Source organism: Streptococcus sp. CCH5-D3 (genome assembly GCF_001556435.1).
Lineage (GTDB): Bacteria > Bacillota > Bacilli > Lactobacillales > Streptococcaceae > Streptococcus.
Genome location: NZ_LSIW01000151.1, coordinates 1 through 498, shown reverse-complemented (window position 1 = coordinate 498; position 498 = coordinate 1). Strand labels below are relative to the sequence as shown.

Sequence of the window (498 nt, the reverse complement as noted above, 5' to 3'; positions counted from 1 at the left end):
GAGTTTTTTGATAGTCATAAGAACGGAAACCACTGTATGAACGTCCAACATTCAACCCTTGATTAATCATATCATCACGAAGACGAACAAAAGCTGCCTTAGCTGTTGGGTTTTCACCTGGGTTATAGTCCTTAGAAAGACCATGCTTCTTATTGACAATGATAATATCATCGTATTTACCACGAACACTGTAGTAAGAACCGTTATTGGTCATTTTCCCTGTCACTTGAGTTTCAGTGATTTGAGGGACTGTAGCTGTAGTTTCGGTAATATAAGTTCGCTTACCATTCAACATATAGTAAAGATGCACAGAATAAGTACCAGCATCACCCTTATGGCTAGCTGTATCTACATGAACCTTATAGCTACCGTCTGATTGTTTATCAGCATGATACCAAGCGAGATCGTCTTGGCCATTTTTATCTGACCAGATTGGGACACGCACTTCTTTAACTTCTTTGCCACCACCTGAAACATTGGTAACGACTACATCAAAGC

At 39.8% G+C, this 498-nt stretch carries 1 protein-coding gene; it reads right to left on the bottom strand.

Translation table 11 applies throughout. The features are described 5' to 3' along the window. Positions 1-498: GBS Bsp-like repeat-containing protein (locus AX662_RS09645; protein ID WP_197414716.1), on the bottom strand; the 498-nt coding region annotated here is incomplete at both ends.